The 17050-nt window shown below is 69.5% G+C and carries 14 protein-coding genes; 3 read left to right on the forward strand and 11 right to left on the reverse strand.

The annotated features are described in order from the left end of the window. Positions 1-11: 11 nt before the first annotated feature. Both OWM54_RS13000 and OWM54_RS13005 read right to left on the reverse strand, forming a co-directional pair. Entirely contained in the window at positions 12-1376 is a 1365-nt protein-coding gene (locus tag OWM54_RS13000) for an LETM1 domain-containing protein (protein WP_228557135.1), read from the reverse strand. Positions 1377-1577: 201 nt separating this feature from the next. Continuing rightward, positions 1578-2423, reverse strand: coding sequence for a metal-dependent hydrolase (locus OWM54_RS13005; protein WP_267697717.1), 846 nt, complete (start codon positions 2421-2423; stop codon positions 1578-1580). Positions 2424-2638: 215 nt separating this feature from the next. Here OWM54_RS13005 and OWM54_RS13010 point away from each other — a divergent pair, with 215 nt between their 5' ends. The 3 genes from OWM54_RS13010 to OWM54_RS13020 all read left to right on the forward strand — a co-directional run bounded on the left by OWM54_RS13010 (position 2639) and on the right by OWM54_RS13020 (position 6179). Further along, a complete protein-coding gene (locus OWM54_RS13010; protein WP_267697718.1) occupies positions 2639-4486 on the forward strand; it encodes an HSP90 family protein in 1848 nt (615 codons plus the stop codon). Next, complete coding sequence (locus OWM54_RS13015; protein WP_267697719.1) at positions 4486-5604, forward strand: hypothetical protein; 1119 nt, start codon at positions 4486-4488, stop codon at positions 5602-5604. Before OWM54_RS13010 ends, OWM54_RS13015 begins: the two co-directional genes overlap by 1 nt. 290 nt (positions 5605-5894) lie before the next feature. Further along, positions 5895-6179, forward strand: a complete 285-nt coding sequence (locus OWM54_RS13020; RefSeq protein WP_223746415.1) for a hypothetical protein — start codon at positions 5895-5897, stop codon at positions 6177-6179. Positions 6180-6263: 84 nt separating this feature from the next. Here the strand turns inward: OWM54_RS13020 and OWM54_RS13025 are convergent, their stop codons facing one another. From OWM54_RS13025 to glmS, 9 genes are all read right to left on the reverse strand, one after another. After that, positions 6264-6632, reverse strand: coding sequence for a VOC family protein (locus OWM54_RS13025; RefSeq protein WP_223746414.1), 369 nt, complete (start codon positions 6630-6632; stop codon positions 6264-6266). Further along, entirely contained in the window at positions 6629-7063 is a 435-nt protein-coding gene (locus tag OWM54_RS13030; protein WP_267697720.1) for a MarR family winged helix-turn-helix transcriptional regulator, read from the reverse strand. The genes OWM54_RS13025 and OWM54_RS13030 overlap by 4 nt, the downstream gene beginning before the upstream one ends. 134 nt (positions 7064-7197) lie before the next feature. Then, positions 7198-9576 carry a Tex family protein gene (locus OWM54_RS13035; RefSeq protein WP_267697721.1) on the reverse strand — a complete coding sequence of 793 codons (2379 nt, stop codon included), beginning with the start codon at positions 9574-9576 and terminating at the stop codon, positions 7198-7200. 45 nt (positions 9577-9621) lie between these two features. Further along, positions 9622-10167, reverse strand: a complete 546-nt coding sequence (locus tag OWM54_RS13040; protein ID WP_267697722.1) for a GNAT family N-acetyltransferase — start codon at positions 10165-10167, stop codon at positions 9622-9624. 49 nt (positions 10168-10216) lie between these two features. After that, positions 10217-10396 carry a hypothetical protein gene (locus OWM54_RS13045; protein ID WP_267697723.1) on the reverse strand — a complete coding sequence of 60 codons (180 nt, stop codon included), beginning with the start codon at positions 10394-10396 and terminating at the stop codon, positions 10217-10219. Positions 10397-10614: 218 nt separating this feature from the next. Continuing rightward, positions 10615-12777, reverse strand: a complete 2163-nt coding sequence (locus OWM54_RS13050) for an alkaline phosphatase D family protein (RefSeq protein ID WP_267697724.1) — start codon at positions 12775-12777, stop codon at positions 10615-10617. Positions 12778-13006: 229 nt separating this feature from the next. Further along, positions 13007-14095, reverse strand: a complete 1089-nt coding sequence (recA, locus tag OWM54_RS13055; protein ID WP_141325914.1) for a recombinase RecA — start codon at positions 14093-14095, stop codon at positions 13007-13009. 112 nt (positions 14096-14207) lie between these two features. Then, positions 14208-15035 carry a hypothetical protein gene (locus OWM54_RS13060; protein ID WP_267697725.1) on the reverse strand — a complete coding sequence of 276 codons (828 nt, stop codon included), beginning with the start codon at positions 15033-15035 and terminating at the stop codon, positions 14208-14210. 173 nt (positions 15036-15208) lie between these two features. After that, on the reverse strand, positions 15209-17044 hold the full coding sequence (gene glmS, locus OWM54_RS13065) for a glutamine--fructose-6-phosphate transaminase (isomerizing) (RefSeq protein ID WP_267697726.1): 1836 nt from the start codon (positions 17042-17044) through the stop codon (positions 15209-15211). Positions 17045-17050 lie beyond the last annotated feature (6 nt).

Genomic DNA, 17050 nt, shown 5'->3' on the forward strand with positions numbered 1-17050 from the left:
GACCTCCCGTCTCACCCCGCCTCGCGCTCCGGGCCGAAGTCCTCGACATCGTCGGGGAGCACGTCGGGCACGTCGTCGTCCTGGAACGCGCTGGGCAACAGGCTGAACGGCAGCAACTTGGCCAGCGCCGCCAGCAGCAGCAACCCACCGGGCGCCGCGAAGATGGCGAGCGCCGGAATCGCCTTCGCCACGTCGATGAGCTGCGCGCGCATGCGCTGCCGCTCGTCCTCCGTGAGCTTCTGGCGCCGAGCCACCTTCGCCACCAGCACCGCCAGGTCCCCCGTCTCGCGGACCTCCTGCATCAGCCGGTAGAAGTTCTTCTCCAGCGTCTCCTGCATGCCGGCCACCATGTCGTCACCCATGGCGCTGGCCGCGTCCCGCACCGTGAACACATCCACGATGGAGCGATGGCGCGCGTAGAACTCCGCCATCTCCAGCTCCAGCCGATGCAGCTCCTCCTTCGACACGTGCAGCGCGTCCGCCAGCGTGTCGATGAAGGCCCGCTCCCGCCGCGTGCGCCGCCCGTCCACCAGCGCCGCCAGCAGCGTCTGCTCCAGCAGGAAGTGGCGCATGTCCACGCTGCGCACCTGGCGCACCACGTCCCGCACCGAGCGCCGCCGCTCGAAGGACTGCTTCACCGCTGACTTCAGCTCCGACGCCATCGCCGCCGGCAGCCGCAGGTCCTCCACCTGCTTGAGGATGGCCCGCCGCGCGGGCGTCCCCGGCAACCGGTCCACGCACGCCAGCCCCGTCAGCACCTCCACCAGCAGCGCCTTCTGCTTCGACGCGAAGTCCAGCCGCCGCCGCGTCTGCTCGCGCGACAAGCGCCCGCTCGCGAAGTAGTCGATGGCCTGCCGACAGAACAGCTGCGCGTCCGCGTACTGCGCGCCGTTGTGCAGCACCAGCCCGTACACGGGGTCACCGGCCAGCGTGGGCTCGCGCTTGCGCAGCGCCACCTCCACCTTGGCCACCTGCCGCTTCGTCACCGGCTTGCCCTGGGCCAGCTGCTCCGCCAGCACCTCCGCCAGCACCAGCTCCCCGCCCAGCACGCAGAAGAGCACCAGCAGCTGCTCCACCCGGCGCCCCTCGGGCGCGCCCACCTGCCGCGCCAGCTCCAGCGCGAGCGCCGCCAGCGTGCGCAGCACCGCGTGGAAGAGCTGGTCCTCCAGCGCCTGCGCCTGGAACTCGGTGTCCGGCATCGCGTCCAGCGCCGTGGGCGCGTCCGCGGGAGTGCCGTACAACAACCCGCTGGCGCGCAGGGTGCGCCGCAGATACGCCCGAGCCCGGGCACGCCCGGGCCCCAGCCGCAAGGCGCTCTCCTCCGGAGCGGGCGACCCCAGATGGGCCGCGACCGCCTCGTTGAGGAGCGGGGTCAACCACCCCGCCTTGCTGAAATCCAACACCGGAACACCCCCGGACCCGCCGACGGACGCCTGGAGACGGTCCGCCGGATGTAACCCAGGGGGCCTCCGCGACGCCACCCGGCCTTCGGGAGATTCGACCGCCCGGAGTCAGCCCCTCCAGAACCCAGACTTCTACGGCGCCGGAAGAGTCCCACCCCGGACGCAGACCCGGGCCTACAGCGCCGTGGACTTGCCCGGCTCCAGCTCCAGCACCTTCGAGCCCGGGCGCGTCTTCTTCAGCTCGCCACGCAGCGCATCGGGCGTGCCCTGCAGGAGCGGGAAGGTGCCGAAGTGCATGGGGACGATGCTCTGCACCTTCAGCAGCCGCGCCGCCTGCGCCGCCTCCGCGGGCCCCATGGTGAAGTGCCCGCCGATGGGCAGCATCGCCACCGTGGGCTTGAACTGGGTGGCGATGAGCGACATGGACTCGAACGCGCCCGTGTCACCCGCGTGGTACAGCGTGGGCCCCTTGTCGACCTTCAGCACGTAGCCCAGCGGCGCGCCCGCGTACTGCGCCGGGGCCTTGGGGTCCGCCTGGTAGCTGCTGGAGTGCACCGCCTCCACCAGGTGCACGGTGACGTCCTTCACCTGGAACGTCCCGCCCGCGTTGGCGCCCATCGCCTGCCCCTCCGGCAGGCCCAGCAGGTTCACCAGCTCGAAGGAGCCGTACACCTTCGCGCCCGTCTTCTGCGCCAGCGCCTTGGCCTCGCCCACATGGTCGAAGTGGCCGTGGGTGATGAGGATGGCGTCCAGCGCCTCCGGCTGCGGAGCGTCCTTGGGCGCCTTGGGGTTGGTGAGCCACGGGTCGATGGCAATCACCGCCCCGCCCGGGGTGCGCACCACGAAGGCCGCGTGGCCCCACCACGTCACCTCCACCTTGCCCTTGGTGGCGGCGGGCTTCGCCGCATCCGCCTTCTTCGGGGCCGGGGCCGCCGGGGGCGTGGCGGCGTCCTGCGCCATGGCCGTGCCACCGAAGGTCAACAGCGCCCCCACCGCGACTGCCCTGAGCTCGTTCCGCATGGTTGTCCTCTCTCGGGTCGAAAGTCTCGACGTGTCGCCGGGTTGCCACGAGGGCACGCCCCGGCCGGGCCGCCGCTTGGCACTGTCCGGGCGGCCAATCAAGGGCCTGCGCACAGCGCCTGCCCCGGGGCGGACAGATGCCCCGGCGGCTCGAAGGCCGCAATCTTGAAAGAACGGTCGACATGACGGGCTCCGGGAAGGATGGTGGACCCAGCGTGGACCACCGATTCCAAGTCAGCCTCCGTGGGGTCATCGACCTCCTGTCCCACCATCTGTACAGCTCCCCGGGCGTCTACCTGCGCGAGCTGCTCCAGAACGCCACCGACGCCATCCGGGCCCGCCAGCACCTGGAGCCCTCCCACACCGGCACCGTGCGTCTGGAACTGGTGGAGAAGCAGGACGGAGGCCCCCCCACCCTGGTCTTCAGCGACGACGGGGTGGGCCTGACGGAAGAAGAAATCCACCGCTTCCTGGCCACCATCGGCGAGTCCTCCAAGCGCGAGGCCCTGGAGGCCCGCCGCAAGGACTTCATCGGCCAGTTCGGCATCGGCCTGCTGTCGTGCTTCATGGTGTGCGACGAGCTCTTGCTCGTGACGCGTTCGGCACGGGGGGACGGGCGGACGCTGGAGTGGCGCGGCCGGCACGACGGCACCTACGCGGTCCAGGAGTCCGCGCATCCGTTGGACAAGCCTGGCACGCAGGTGTTCCTGGTCGCGCGCGCGGACATGGCGGAGTGGTTCGCGGCGGAGCGGGTGCGCCAGCTGGCGCGGCACTACGGGGGCCTGCTGCCCTTCCCCATCCAGTTGTCGGTGGGCGGCGAGGTGGAGCGGCTGGACGCGGACGGGCCGCCGTGGCGGCGCGAGTACGCGAGCGCGGCCGAGCGTCGCAAGGCGCTGCTCGACTACGGGCGCGAGGTCTTCGAGACGGACTTCATCGACTGCATCCCGCTGCGCTCCGAGGCGGGCGACGTGGACGGGGTGGCCTTCGTGCTGCCGGCGTCGCCGCACTTCAACGCGAAGCAGAAGCACCGCGTGTACCTGAAGCACATGCTGCTGTCGGAGAGCGCGGAGAACCTGCTGCCGGAGTGGGCCTTCTTCGTGAAGTGCGTGGTGAACGCCAACGCGCTCAGGCCCACCGCCAGCCGGGAGTCGTTCTACGAGGATGACTCGCTCGCCCAGGCCCGCGCGGCGTTGGGTCAGGGGCTGCGCAAGTACCTGATGGACCTGGCGCACGAGGACCCGCGCGCGCTCCAGCGGCTCATCGGCCTGCACGGGCTGAGCGTCAAGGCGCTGGCGCTGGACGACGACGACTTCTACCGGCTGGTCATCGGGTGGCTGCCATTCGAGACATCGCTGGGCGTGACGACGCTCTCGGAGTACCGCCGGGCGTACCCGGTGGTGCGCTACACGTCCACGCTGGATGGCTTCCGGCAGGTGGCGCGGGTGGCGGGCGCGCAGGGGCTGTGCATCATCAACGCGGCCTACACGCACGACGCGGCGCTGCTGGAGAAGCTGCCGCACGTCATCCAGGACGCGCAGGTGGAGCCGTTCTCCTCGTCCGACCTACCGCAGAGCTTCGAGGAGCTGACGCTGGACGAGCGCGACGCGGTGTTCCCGCTGTTGCGCACGGCCGAGCAGGTGCTGGCGCCGTTCCACTGCGGCGTGGCGGTGAAGAAGTTCTTCCCGGCCGAAGTGCCCACGCTCTACAGCTCGGACGAGGAGGGCTCGTTCCGGCGTGACGCCGAGCGGGCCCGCGACGAGTCCGACGACTTGTACGCCAGCGTGCTGGAGGGCGTCATGGCCGCCGCGGGCGGCGAGCCGGTGCAGCTGTGCTTCAACCTGCACAATCCGGTGGTGCGGCGGCTGGCGGCGGTGTCGGACCGGAACATGATGAAGCTGTCGGTGGAGATGCTCTACGTGCAGGCGTTGCTGCTCGGGCAGCACCCGCTGAACGCGCAGGAGATGACGCTGCTGAACCAGGGACTGTTGGGGCTCATCTCCGCGCAGTTGGGCACGGGTGGCGGAGAGGGAGACGGAGGCGGAAGCTCGGGAGGGCTGCACTGATGTCGACGGACTGGCGCGAGGAGGCCCAGGCGCTCTGGGACAGGGCGAGCCGGCAGCGCTCCAGCGAGAGCAAGGTGCGGCTGCTGGAGGAAGCGGTGCGGATGGCCGACTCGCACGGCGACGTGCAGCTGGGCTACGAGCTGCGCGACGACCTCATCGACGCGGCGACCTTCGGTGGCTACCCGGACAAGGCGCTGGTGGCCTTCGCGTGGTGCCGGGGTCAGCAGAAGAAGGACCCGGAGCGCTTCGACCCGGAGGCGATGCTCTGGAAGCAGAAGTGGGTGGTGGGGCGCATCAAGGAGTTCCCGCACATCTCCCGCAAGCAGATCGTCGACGCGCTGGACGACATCGAGCAGTGCTTCACCAAGGTGGACGCGGGCAAGCGCTCGGTACTGAAGCTGCGCTACCAGGCCGCGCGGGACATGGGTGATGACGTGGCGGAGGTGGACCGGCTGTGGGAGGCGTGGCTCGCGGCGCCCCGGGACCACCTGACAGACTGCCGGGCGTGTGAGCTGGACGACGAGCTGGACCACCACGTGGAGAAGGGCGAGTGGGAGCAGGCGCTGCGCAAGGCGAAGCCCATCCTGGACGGGCGGGTGAAGTGCGCGGAGATTCCGCACCTGACGCTGGGCACGCTGCTCTATCCCCTGTTCAAGCTGGGGGAGCTGGAGCGCGCGGCGGAGCTGCACCGGCGTGGCTACGCGCTGACGTCGAAGAACCGCGACTTCCTGGCCACGGTGGGAGACCACCTGGAGTTCCTGACGCTGACGGGCAACCTGGCGCGAGGGCTGACGGTGCTGGAGAAGCACCTGGAGTGGACGCTGGACCACGGCAGCTACAATGACCGGTTCATCTTCCTGGTCGCGGCGACGTTCCTGCTGGAGCGCGTGCTGGCGGCGGGAGACCGGGACGTGGTGAGCCTGCGCCTGACGAAGTCGTTCCCCGAGCACCGAGCGGACGGCGGCTACGAGGTGAAGGCGCTGCACGCGTGGATGCGCCAGCAGGCCCAGGCCATCGCCACGCGGTTCGACACGCGCAACGGCACGGACCGCTACGCGCGCAGGCTCGCGCGCATCCAGCGGCTCACCGAGGAAGTGCGCGAGTTCCCGCTCGATTGATGGTGAGAGGCGCCCACGGGGTCATCACGGCCTCGTGGGAATCCACCAGGGATTGATTGGAATCCTGCGTTTGTCTCGCGGTGTCTGTGAAGCAGCCGGCAATCCAGACACAGCCCATACCCTGGCCGGATGGACTTCCCTTACAAGGGTCCTGCGCCCATCCCAGGCGCCCCCGGCGGATGCTTGTCATTCGTCCGGGCACTCGAAGCCAGACAGGACCCACCATGCATCTCGCGAGGCACTCCCTTCTGACGATGTTCGCAGTGGTCGCAACGGCTTGTGGTGGCGGTATGGAGTTGGACGAGGGTGGCGCGACGGAGCCCGTCACGCCGCCCGCCGAGGAGCAGGTTTCGCCCGACACGTCGTCCGAGGACGGCCGGGTCAGCGCGTTCGCCACGTGTACCGGCTATGACGGCAACAACTATTGTCTGGCCGAGTGCAACGACTCCGTCAGCTATTGGTACGTCGTCGGCCACGTCTCCGTGGTGGGCTATGGCAACTGCGCCTCGGCGGCGTTCGATTTCTGCCGGTCCCTTGGCTACAACGGCCACAACGGCGCCTGCTGGGGCTACTAATCGTCAGTCATTGCTTCGCCGCACATGAACAGACGTCATGCCCCACCACGTTTCAGTGGTGGGGTGTGGCGCACGAGCCTGGGCTCAGCACGTCACCTCCCACAGGTGGCCATTGCTGTCATTGAAGTACACGCGGCCCGCGCCACCGAGGGGGTCCTGGGTCTGCCCGTTCGCCGTGTCGAAGTGGTCATTGCCGAAGGGGACGCGCTCGGCCTGGAGCCGCTCCACGACCTCCGCGAATCGCTTCGCGTCGACGCGGAAGGCCACGTGCGAGAAGCGCGGCTCGGACGAGGCCGAGAACAGGACGAAGCACCCGTGGTCCAGGTCGATGCGCCGCATGTCGTCATCGGCGCCCTCGGGGACGGGGGCCTGCGCGCCCAGGATCCGCGCGAGGAATCGGGAGGACGCGTCGACGTCGCGTGCGTCCACGGCCAGGTGGTCCAGCTGCATCATGTTGGTTCTCCTTCGAGCTCTGTGAGGGCGGCTTCGAGCGCGGACACCAGCCGCTGCTTCGTGGGCTCCGAGAGGCGAGCGGAGCCCAGGGCGAGCTCCTCGGCGCGCACCTTCTTGAATGCGGTGAGGAAGCGGCTCGCCTTCGGAGTCACCTGGAGCGACTTGCGCCGGCGGTCCTCCGGATCCTCCCGCCGCGTCACATAGCCGAGCTTCACCAGGCGCTCGGCCATCTGACTCACCGAGGGCAGGGAGAGCCCCATCCGCTCCGCGAGGCTCGACAGGGGCTCGCCCGGCTGCTCGCGCACGTGGCGCAGCAGGATGCCCTGGTCGGCCGTGACGCCGTGCTCCGAGAGGAGCGAGAGCACCTGGCCACGCGAGTGCGACACGTGGCCCAGGAAGGATTCGAGGAGGCGGCCGAGCCGTTGGTTCATGCGCCCATATAGTTAACGCGCATGAATCAAATTCGCAAATGCGGGCCGTCCCACAGGCACACAAGGTCCAAAAGAAGGGGCCCATGGGCGCGGGGGCATCTCGAGCACCCGCGCCATCGAGCGGGGGCTCCGCCTCAGCGCTTCAGCTTCGCGAACGGATTGTTGAACGGCTCCGGGCCCTTCTTGTCACCACCACCACCCGGCCGCTGACCACCTGACGAGGAGCCCGGGGCCTGTTGTCCCCCAGGCCGCGCGCTCGCTCCACCACCCGGCCGAGGCGCCCCCGCCCCACCCCGCTCCGTCATCCGCGCCGCCCCTGAAGCCCCGCCCACCGCGGGCCGCCCCGAAGGCTGCGCCGCTCCGCCCTCCTGCGCCGCGCGCACCGACAACGCCAGGCGCTTGCGCTGCAAATCCACGCTCAGCACGCGCACCGTCAAACGGTCCCCGACCTTCACCACCTCGGACGGGTCCTTCACGAACTTCGTCGAGATCTGCGACACATGCACCAGGCCATCCTGGTGCACGCCCACGTCCACGAACGCGCCGAACGCCGTGACGTTCGTCACCACGCCCTGGAGCACCATCCCCTCCTTCACGTCCTCCAACGTGCGCAGGTCGTCGCGCATCGTCGGCGCCGAGAAGTCTCCACGCGGGTCCCGGCTCGGCTTCTCCAGCTCCGCCAGGATGTCCTTCAACGTCATCTCGCCCAGGTCCGGGCCCAGGTACTTCTTGGGGTCGATCTTCCGCACCAGCGACGCGTTGCCCACCAGCGCCCCCACCTCCACGCCCAAATCCTTCGCCATGCGCTCGACCACCGCGTACCGCTCCGGGTGCACCGCGCTCGCGTCCAGCGGCTCGGGCCCTCGCACGCGCAGGAAGCCCGCCGCCTGCTCGAACGTCTTGGGCCCCAGCCCGCTCACCTTCAACAGCTCCCGCCGCGTGGTGAAGCGCCCCTTCGACGCCCGGTGCGCCACCAGCTTCTTTGCCAGCGACGGCCCTACGCCGGACACGTGCTCGAGCAGCTGCGGCGACGCGGTGTTCACATCCACGCCCACCGCGTTCACGCACGAGTCCACCACCTCGCCCAGCTTCTTCTTCAACAGCCCCTGGTCCACGTCGTGCTGGTACTGCCCCACGCCGATGCTCTTCGGGTCGATCTTCACCAGCTCCGCCAGCGGGTCCTGCAACCGCCGCCCAATCGACACCGCGCCGCGCAGGCTGACGTCCATCTCCGGGAACTCGTCACGCGCCACCTCCGACGCCGAGTAGATGGACGCGCCCTGCTCGCTCACCGACACCACCGGCACCTGCACCCCCAGCGCCTTCAGCGTGTCGCGAACGAAGGTCTCCGCCTCGCGGCTGCCCGTCCCGTTGCCCACCGCGATGAGCTCCGGCTTGTGCTTCTGCACCACCGCGGACAACAGCTTCGCCGCCCGCGCCCGCTCGTCCGCGCTGCGCTCCGAGTAGAGCGTCAGCGTCTCCGCCACGCTCCCCGTGTTGTCCAGCATCGCCAGCTTGATGCCCGTGCGCAGCCCCGGGTCCAACGCCAGCACCGCCCGAGCCCCCGCCGGCGCCGTCAACAACAGGTGCCGCAGGTTCTCTCCGAACACACCGATGGCCCCCTTGTCCGCGCGCTCCTTCAGCTCCGCGCGCAGCTCCGACTCCAGCGACGGCCCCATCAGCCGCTCCCACCCATCCTCCACCGCCGCGCGCAGCTCCGAGGCGAACAGCGCCTGCGGCTTCGTCACCACCCGGCTCGCGAGCAGCGCCTTCACCTCGTCGTCCGGCATGTTCAGCCGCACCTTCAACACGCCCTCCTCCTCACCCCGCAGGAGCGCCAGCACGCGGTGGGACGGGGCCTGCGACAGCGGCTCCTCGTGGCCGTAGTAGTTCTCGAACTTGGTGGGCTCGCCCTTCTTCGCCGGCACCACGTCCGAGCGCAGCGTGCCCCGCTTCGCGCACACCTCGCGCGACTCGCGGCGCAGCCCCGCGTCCTCGCTCACCCGCTCCGCGCAGATGTCCCGAGCCCCCGCCAGCGCCGCCGCCAGGTCCGGCACCTCCTTCTCCGCGTTCACGAACGGCCGCACCTTCGCGTCCGCGTCCTCGCCCTTGCGGCCATCATGCTTCCACAAGAGGTCCGCCAGCGGCTCCAGCCCGCGCTCCCGGGCAATCGCCGCGCGCGTGCGGCGCTTGGGCCGGTACGGCAGGTAGAGGTCCTCCAGCTCGGTGCGCGTCTTCGCCGCCTTCAGCGCCTTCGCCAGCTCCGGCGTCAGCTTCCCCTGCTCCTCCACGGAGCGCAGAATCGTCTCGCGACGCGAGTCCAGCTCGGCGCGCTCGCCGGCCCGGTCCAGGATGGTCTGGATCTGCACCTCGTCCAGCCCTCCGGTGACCTCCTTGCGATAGCGCGCGATGAAGGGGACGGTGGCTCCGTCGGCGTTCAGCGCCAGGGTGCGGTCCACCTGCTCGGGCTTCAGCCCCAGTTCCTGCGACAGCTCAGCGGCGTAGGCGTGCATGACGCCGCTTCTATAACCCGCCCCCCACACGGCTCCCAGCGCGCGTCACCCGCGCCCGCGTGCCTCCCAGTCACTGCGCGACATTCCCCAGAATTGCTGGTCCTTGCGCTCCCCTCGCAGGACGCTGTGCCCCCGCATCGTCCCCTCCAGCGAGAAGCCCAGCTTGCGCGCCACGCCCTGGGAGCCCAGGTTCTCCGACAGCGTCGTCAGCCACACCCGGTGCAGGAACGGCAGCGTGAACAGGCGCTCCAGCATCATCCCCACCGCGCGCGAGCCCAGCCCGCGCCCGTGGTACGCCTCCGCCATCATGTAGCCAATCTGCAGGCGCCCGTGCTCCCGGGACACGTCCCGCGCGGACACCGTGCCCACCCACGCGTCCCCCAGGCGCACGAACCAGCGGAACCCCTTCGCGCGGGGCTCCCCCAGCGAGCCCGCCTCCAGGATGCGCTTCACCAGCACCTCCCGCGAGTCGTCCTCCGTGTCCACGTAGCGACGGGCCCCGGCCTCGGCGCGCAGCGCCAGCCAGAAGTCCACGTGCTCGGGATGCGCCGGAACGAGCAACAGGTCCGGGGCCGCGACGCCAGTCACCATGCCCGGACTTCTAACCCGTTCCGGCGAGCGGGACACTCCCCACGGAAGGTCAGCGCGTCTTCAGCGTGAGGCGGTTGGAGTCCTGCGTGACGGTCAGCGTGATGGCGTTGTCGAACCCGAGGCCCGCACCACAAACGACGCCCTCCAGCAGCGACGGCTCCACCGTCTCGAGCGTGCTGAGCGTCTCCTTCTTCAGGGTCAGCTTCTTCTTCGGGGACTGAGCGCTCATCGTGCTGCCTTCCTTTCCAGGTGAACCCGCCAGGTGTCTCACCGTGCCGGACGACGACACGGAGGCCTCGAGGCTCATTCACGAAAAACGCCAGTCCCTAGGAAATTTTCCAATTCCACCAAAGCGGTGAGGGCCGCCACCGGGAGAAGCCTTCTGGCTCCCGGCGCGGCCCTCGTTCTCCCACGGGTGAGCGTGGGAGCGCTTCAGTGCCCGCGGGCTCAGAGCTTCGTGATCGCCCCGTTCTGCACGCGGAAGTCCACGCGGGTGAACTGCGCCTGCAGCTCCGCGGCGCCGCGCACCGAGTAGTCCTTGGTCACCTCCGTGCTGGGGATGAGGTGGAAGGCGGCCAGGGCCTCGTCGCCCTTCACCTCCAGCACCACGAAGCCATGCGCGTCACCGTTCACGTAGCGCATGCCGGGGTTGCCCGCGGCCAGCGACTCGTTGAGCTCCGTGACGACGTACTTGTAGACGGCGCTGCCCGGGCCGTAGCCCGCGCCGATGACGGCCAGCCCCGCCAGCTCCTTGATGGAGCCGGAGGTGATCGCGGGCGCCGTCAGCGCGGGCACGCCGCCCTCCACGGACGCGAACGACGCGTGGATGTCGCCGGAGATGAACATCGCGTTCTTCACCTGGTTCTGCGCGATGAACTCCAGCAGCTCCTTCTTCTTCGCGGGGAAGCCGTCCCACTGGTCCGCGTTGAAGTAGAAGACCTGGCGCAGCGTCGGGTCCGGGATGTCCGTCTTCGCCGACAGGTCGAACACCATGGACGTCATCGACACGGAGCTGACGACAATCTTCCAGGTGTTCGCCGCCTTCAGCTGGTTCTGCAGCCACGCCTGCTGCGTCGCGCCCAGCGCGTCCTCGCTCAGCCCGGCCGAGGTGGCGTAGCGCAGGGCGGAGAACAAGTCGTAGATGGGCTTCACCACGATGTAGCGCGAGCCCTGGATGTTGAAGAGCGAGCCCTTGCCCAGGTGCACGTACGCGAGCCCCCGCAGCGTGCCCGCGGTGGAGAGCAGCGGAATCGCGGGCTGCCCCGCAGCCTCGCGCGCCGCGTTCACCGCCGTCAGCACCTGATTGGCGTAGAAGAGCGACACGTTCCCGGACACCCACGTCTGGGCCTTCACCGTGGCCGCGTCCTGGGTGAGGCCCGCCGCCACCGCCTGCTGCACGTACGCGCCCTGGAGCACCGCCTTCTGCGTCGCGTGCTCCGGCAGGTCCAGGCTCGTGTACGCGAACGTCTCCGACTGGAGCAGCGCCTGCACCGGCGCCGGCAGCGTCGGCAGCGCCAACCCCAGCACCGACGCCTCCACCGCCACCTTGCCCGGGTACGCGTCCTCGGGGATGAGGTGGTCCGGGCGGTAGGTGCGGTAGTCGGACACCGCCAGCTTCAGGTGCTTGCCGAAGTCGAAGTCCCGGTAGACGCGCGTGTTCGGGAACACCGGCGCGCTCGCCACGTCGATGGCGCCCTCCGCCGAGGCCGTGTTGTCCAGCGGGATGTACTCGAAGAAGGCGCGCTCCGAGTTGCGCTTGCGCTCAATCTGGTTCTCCGCCGCGCGCCCGTCCAGGTACGTCGCGTTGGAGCCCCAGCTGTCGTCGGAGAACTCGTGGTCGTCCCAGATGATGATGAACGGGTAGCGCTCGTGCACCTGCTGGATGAGCTTGTCGGTGCGCAGCGTCTTGTAGAGGTCGCGGTAGTTCGACAGCGCGTTGGCCGCGTAATACGTCGACTCACCCGAGCCCAGCTGCAGCGCCTTGTCCGGCTCGCTGAACACCACGCGCCGCTCGGTGTTGCCCGACTGGAAGGACTTGTCCCCCGTCGTCTCGTAGACGTAGTCGCCGAGGAACACGATGAAGTCCAGGTCCTCGTCCAGCTCCAGCAGCCGCTGCCACGCGTTGTAGTACCGGCCGATGTAGTCCTGGCAGCTGGCGAAGGCGAACTTCACCGCCACGTCCGCCCCGGCCGCCGGCGCCGTGCGGGTGCGGCCCGTCGCCGTCGTGTACTCCGTCCCGTTCTTCGTCAGCACGAAGCGGTAGTAGTACGTGGTGCGCGCCGCCAGCTTCGTCACCTTGACCTTGAGCGCGTGGTCGTTCGCCGCCAGCGCGGTGAAGTCGCCCCGGAACACGAAGTCGCTGAACTCCGCGCGGGTGGACACCTCCAGCCGCACCGGGGCGTCCGCGCCCGCGTTGTCCGGGTCCAACGCGCGCACCCACAGGATGACGCTGTCCGGCCTCGGGTCTCCCGAGCAGACCGACTGCGGGAAGTACTTCGCATCGGCGGTGGGCTTCTTCGTGTCGTCATCATCCGAGCACCCGAATGAGGTACTCGCCGCGACGGCGACCACGGCCTGAAGGAAGCTGCGACGATTCAGACGGTCGAACAAGGTGACACTCCCAGGGGCAAGCGCTAGCGAAACGAAACGCCCGGGAGTCTACGGCCCTCGTCCATCACTCCGGCAACATCCCCGCCACACGCCGGACACAACGCGTCGTGTCAGCACTCGGCGCCCGGGGCCACCCGTGCGCCCCGCATGCGTGGGGCCGGCAACGACGACGGGGCCGCCCCCACGAAGGAGGACGACCCCGTCTGTCGAAGTTCCGCGAGGGAAGGCGTTACTTCACGGCCTTCACGCGCTGACGCTTCTCGCTGGCACCCTCGGCGGGGGCCTCCTCCGCGGGGGCCGCGGAGAGGGGCGCGCCCTTCGCGATGCCGTACTTCTCCAGCACGCGGGTCTCGATGTCGCGCGCCACCTCCGGGTGCTCCCGCAGGTAGTCCTTCGCGTTCTCCCGGCCCTGACCGATGCGCTCGCCGTTGAACGAGAACCAGCTGCCGCTCTTCTCCACGATGTTGTCGTTGGAGGCCAGGTCGATGAGGTCGCCCTCACGGGAGATGCCCGTGCCGTACATGATGTCGAACTCGACCTCCTTGAACGGAGGCGCCACCTTGTTCTTCACCACCTTCACGCGGGTGCGGCTGCCCACCACGTTCTCGCCATTCTTGATGGCGCCGATGCGGCGGATGTCCAGGCGCTGCGACGCGTAGAACTTCAGCGCGTTGCCGCCCGTGGTCGTCTCGGGGTTGCCGAACATGACGCCGATCTTCATGCGGATCTGGTTGATGAAGATGACGCACGTCTGGCTCTTGGCGATGGTGCCCGTGAGCTTGCGCAAAGCCTGGCTCATCAGACGGGCCTGCACACCCATGTGCGCGTCGCCCATCTCGCCCTCGAGCTCCGCCTTGGGAACGAGCGCGGCCACCGAGTCCACCACCAGCACGTCGATGGCGCCCGAGCGCACCAGCATCTCCGCGATTTCCAGCGCCTGCTCACCGGTGTCCGGCTGGCTCAGGAGCAGGTCGTCGGTGCGCACGCCCAGCTTGCGCGCGTAGCCCACGTCCAGCGCGTGCTCGGCGTCCACGTAGCCGCAGATGCCGCCGCGCTTCTGCGCCTCGGCGACGATGTGCAGACACAGCGTCGTCTTGCCGGAGGACTCCGGTCCGAAGATCTCGATGATGCGGCCCTTGGGCACGCCGCCCACGCCCAGGGCGATATCCAGCGAAATCGAGCCCGTCGAAATGGCCTGCACGTCCCGCATCAGCGGCTCGTCGTTGCCGAGCCGCATGATGGACCCCTTACCGAACTGGCGCTCCACCGCGGACATCGCCAGCTCGATCGCCTTTTCCTTCTCCTGATTCACGGCCATTTCTCTTGGCTCCTTGTATTGGCGAGCCACCCCGGCTCACCTGAACGCGCTTTTAGTACGCGATGGGTAGACCCTAGTCCACCCCTCTGACATCCGTGTTGAATCCTGCCGGTCAGCTCTCGCGGAGGGCAGCCAGGAGGACGGCCACCGCGCCTGCCACACCTGCCCACAGCCCCCCGGCATGCCCCGCCGAGCCGAGGGCCAGCAGCAGCCCGTAGCCCGACACGAGGGCCAGCAATCCCAGGCCCAGGCGGTACACGGGAGTCCGGGGCGGGGCAAGCCACAAGGCCAGCATGGCCAGCACGCACAGGCCCACCTGCAAGGTCACCGTGCCCTCGACCACGCCGGGACGCAGGAACTCCTCCACCATCTGGGCGAAGAGGCCGCCGCCCAGCACCAGGGCGGGGACCTCCGGGCCGAAGTCGAGCGCGCCGGGGCGGCCCTGGGGGCGCGAGGCGTGGTTGGCGCGCAGGTGCTTGAGGTCCTCGGGCTGGACCTCCAAGGCGTAGGGGAAGCCCAGGGACAGGAGCGCCTCCACGGCCACGGCGCGGCACGAGCGCCCCCGGGCGTCCACCAGTCCCTCCAGCCGGCCGCTGTCGAGCAGCCGGTGCAGGGTGTCCGCCACCTGACGCTCCCCGCCGCCCTGGGCGAGCTGGGCGAGGACCTCGTTGAGCCGGGAGGCGGCCTCGGGGCGCTCCGCCTCGGGCGCGGCCACGGCCTGCTCCACCCGGACGAGGACGGGCAGGGGCAGCTCCACCGGAGGCGTGGGCCGGACCAGGTGCGCCGGGGCGGGCGCGGCCCAGGAGGAGAGGTCCGTCAGGCCCTGGGTCCCGGCCTCGGCGCCAGGGGGCGTCCAGGGCGCCAGGTCCCCCAGACGCTCCTCGCCGGGCTCCTGCTCGGTCTGGTGCAGGGGAGGCTGGGTGCGCGTGGCGTCCGACACCCGGTGACTGTATCCACGCAAGCGGGTGGGCATCAAAGCGCGAGGCGCCCGCGACTTCCTCCGGGCGACAGCATGCCGGCCCACCGGGGAGGCCCGAGCCCCGGAACGACAGGAGCCCGGGCCCCCATCAGGGGAACCCGGGCTCCGCGTGCATCAGGAGGCGCGAGCGACGGCTACTCCACCGTCACGCTCTTGGCCAGGTTGCGCGGCTGGTCCACGTCGTTCCCGCGCATCTCCGCCACGTGGTACGCGAGGAGCTGCAGCGGAATCGTGGCCACCACCGGCGCCAGCAGCGCGCACGCCGCCGGAATCCGGATGACGTGGTCCGCCAGGCCGTCCACCTGCTTGTCGTCCTCGTCGATGACGGCGATGACCTTGCCGCCGCGCGCGCGGACCTCCTCCACGTTGCCGATGATCTTCTCGTAGGCCACGTGCGGCTGCTTCGGCGCGATGACCACCACCGGCATCTTCTCGTCGATGAGGGCAATCGGGCCGTGCTTCATCTCGCCACCCGCGTAGCCCTCCGCGTGGATGTACGAAATCTCCTTCAGCTTCAGCGCGCCCTCGAGCGCCACCGGGTGCATGGGGCCACGGCCGAGGAAGAGGAAGTCCTGCGCGTTCATGAACTCACGCGCCACGCGCTTGACGGCCGGCTCGCACTTGAGCACGTCCTCGATCATCTTCGGAATCTCGGTCAGGTGCGTCAGGTGCTCCTGCGCCGCCTGCACCGACAACGTCCCGCGCATGCGGCCCAGCTTCACCGCCAGCAGGTAGAGCGCCACCAGCTGCGTGGTGAACGCCTTGGTGGACGCGACGCCAATCTCCGGGCCCGCGTTCGTCAGGACGGAGAACTCCGCCTCGCGCGTCATCGCGCTGCCGATGACGTTGCAGATGGCCATCGCCGTGGCCCCGCGCGCCTTGGCCTCCTTGAACGCCGCCAGCGTGTCCGCCGTCTCACCCGACTGGCTGATGGCGATGGCCAGGTGCGTGCCCTCGACGATGGGGTCGCGGTAGCGGAACTCGCTCGCCAGCTCCACCTCGACCGGCAGCCGCGCCAGCGTCTCAATCATGTGCTTGCCGGCCACGCCCGAGTGCCACGACGTGCCGCACGCGAGAATCGTGATCTTCGTGAGCGAGCGCACCTTCTCGGGCGTCAGGTTCCAGCCCTCGAAGTGGACGTCGCCCTCGGACAGGAGCATCCGGCCGCGCAGCGTGTCCGCGACGGCGCGGGGCTGCTCCCAGATCTCCTTGTGCATGAAGTGCTTGTGGCCGCCCTTCTCCGCCATCATCGGCGTCCAGTCGATGCGGCGGGTGGCGCGGTTCACCGGCTGACCCTGGCGGTTGAAGATGTCCACCTTGGAAGCGGTGACGATGGCCAGGTCACCCTCCTCCATGTAGACGATGTCGCGCGTGTGCTCGAGCACCGCGGGCACGTCGCTGGCGATGAAGTTCTGCCCCTCGCTCAGGCCCAGCACCATGGGCGACGCGTTCTTCGTCGCGACGATGCGGTTGGGGTCCGTCGCGCTCACCACCGCCAGCGCGTACGTGCCCTTCACCTGCTCAATCGCGCCGCGCACCGCGTCCGGCAGGTCCTTGCCCTTCTCCAGCTCCTCCGAGATGAGGTGGGCGAAGACCTCCGTGTCCGTCTCCGAGGAGAAGACATGGCCCTTGGCGCGCAGCTGCTCCTTGAGCGCCAGGTGGTTCTCGATGATGCCGTTGTGCACCACCGCGACGTTCTTGTACGTGTGGGGGTGCGCGTTCTCGTCCGAGGGACGCCCGTGCGTGGCCCAGCGCGTGTGACCGATGCCGATGTTCCCCTTCGGCTGGTCCGCCACCACACGGTTCTCCAGGTTGCGCAGCTTGCCCGTGGCGCGCACCACGTTCAGCTCGTTGCGGTTCACCACCGCCACGCCCGCCGAGTCATACCCCCGGTACTCGAGCTTCTTCAGCCCGGAAACGAGGATGGGAGCCGATTCCTTGTCACCGACGTAACCAACAATCCCGCACATGTTCTG

Source organism: Myxococcus sp. MISCRS1 (genome assembly GCF_026626605.1).
In the GTDB taxonomy this organism is placed as follows: domain Bacteria; phylum Myxococcota; class Myxococcia; order Myxococcales; family Myxococcaceae; genus Myxococcus; species Myxococcus fulvus.